This is a genomic window from Methylobacterium sp. B1 (genome assembly GCF_000333255.1).
GTDB lineage: Bacteria > Pseudomonadota > Alphaproteobacteria > Rhizobiales > Beijerinckiaceae > Methylobacterium > Methylobacterium fujisawaense.
Genome location: NZ_BACT01000459.1, coordinates 1 through 1,678, shown reverse-complemented (window position 1 = coordinate 1,678; position 1,678 = coordinate 1). Strand labels below are relative to the sequence as shown.

The following is a 1,678-nucleotide window of genomic DNA, read 5'->3' as shown; positions in this document are numbered from 1 at the left end:
CAGCGCGCAGGCGACCGGGACGACCACCGCAGCCGCANGGGGCTGGATCAGCCCGAGTTCCGCCCAGAGCAGCCCGCCCAGGACCGAGAAGGCGGTGAGGACCCGCAGGCGGGCGCGCATCGGGCCGCCGTTGTCGCAGAAGCAGGCGAGGTTGGCGGCGAGCGCCATCGTCAGCAGCGGCGCCCACTGGATCCAGATGTTGAGGAGGATGACGACGCCGAACGCGAAGGCGGCGCGCACGCCCTCCACGAGCCGGACGTTCCGGAGGTCGAGGCCCGTCGGCAGGCGCCGCAGGTCCGAGCCGGGCCGGTTCAGGCTGCCCCGACCCGCGGCGTTCCACCGGCGCCGGGCCGGCCCAGGGGGCGAAGCTGTGGGACTCGGCGCGGGCAACCTCGGTCTCCGGACGGGGGCGCGGTGCCCCGGCATGAACCGCGCCCCGGCCTGTCCGGATCCGCAGCGTCGCGCAACCCCAATCCGGATCCGCGGCACGATCCAGACGTCCACATCGTCACCGCCGATGTGAACCCGGGGGCGGCGGACGTCTTCGTCTCGCGCTTGACCCCCGGGCGAGCCCGTGGCTTCTGGGGCCGCTTGGCATCCTGACTCCGTAGCTCAGCTGGATAGAGCAGCCGCCTTCTAAGCGGCAGGTCGTAGGTTCGAGCCCTACCGGGGTCGCCAGCAACTTGCCCGCTGCGGGGATGATGGAGCGGGTTTCACGGTGCCGCAGCGTCCTCCTCTGCGTTCACGGCACCGACGCGACCTCGACGCCGCGGAACTCACCGCCATCCGAGCAGAACGACGAAGCCGGAAAACGTGAGGGCGGAGGCCATGAGGGCGAACGGGGCGATATCCATCAGGGCCGCGTAGCGGCGAGCCGCAGGCTCGGCCATCGGGCGTTCGGCCGCTGCGGCACGATCACCGCCGCTCCGGCCATCCTGGTTCGAACCGAAGAGCGCTCTGGACCGTTGATGGCCGTTCAGCGTGACCGTTCGAAGAGCCTCCCATGGACCGCCCCCGCCGCGTCGGCCTGCCCTGGTACGCTCCGGAGCGCTACGCGGAGTTGCGCGCGCGCTTGGCGGATGGCGCCAAGCTGCCGCCCGACTATGAGACGTGGCGCGTCGCCACCGAACAGATGGAACGCGAGGTGCAGCGCAGCGGCGTAGAGGTCGTGCGCGTGCCGATCGAGCCGGAGATCTTCGCCGCGTGGTGCGAGCGGGCCGGGCTTCAGAGAGATGCGGCGGCGCGCGCCCGATACGCCGCCGCGGCACTGGCGGCCGACTGGGCGATCTGAGGAGCGCGGCGGCGTCCCAAGGGCGATCCGTCGCGCCGCCCCCGGGCGGCGCGGGCGCAGTTCGGCCAGCGCGTGACAGCCGGGCGGTCGGGGTCGCCCGGCGGCTCGCATCCGGGTGGGCGACGGGGGCGATCGCGGCGCGACCCGGATCGCGTTCGGAACGCCAGGGGGCGCCCGCCCTCGACGGCGGGTGGCCGCAAGCCGGGATCCCGACGCCTTCACGTCACGACCTGCGTCGGCGCGTGCGGACCCACCGGCCGGCCCGACAGGCTCCGTTTCCACCGGGCGCGCAGGACGGCGGGCCGGAGGCCGTGCCGCTCCTCCAGGAAGTCGGGGTCCGTGATCCGGTCGGTGCGGAAGTGCCGGAATTCCCCGCGCAGCTCGCAC

1 protein-coding gene, 1 tRNA gene and 1 pseudogene are annotated in these 1,678 nt (G+C 73.5%); 2 read left to right on the top strand and 1 reads right to left on the bottom strand.

Annotated features, from left to right (window positions below):
* Nucleotides 1–390, bottom strand: a pseudogene (locus tag I53_RS31270) (FUSC family protein); the annotation flags it as partial.
* A gap of 211 nt (nt 391–601) precedes the next feature.
* On the opposite strand from I53_RS31270, the gene I53_RS13350 reads away from it, so the two are divergent.
* Both I53_RS13350 and I53_RS13345 read left to right on the top strand, forming a co-directional pair.
* Nucleotides 602–678, top strand: a tRNA-Arg gene (locus I53_RS13350).
* Nucleotides 679–1,003: 325 nt separating this feature from the next.
* Nucleotides 1,004–1,291 (top strand): hypothetical protein, encoded by a 288-nt coding sequence (locus tag I53_RS13345; RefSeq protein ID WP_043351475.1) that lies wholly within the window; start codon nt 1,004–1,006, stop codon nt 1,289–1,291.
* Nucleotides 1,292–1,678 lie beyond the last annotated feature (387 nt).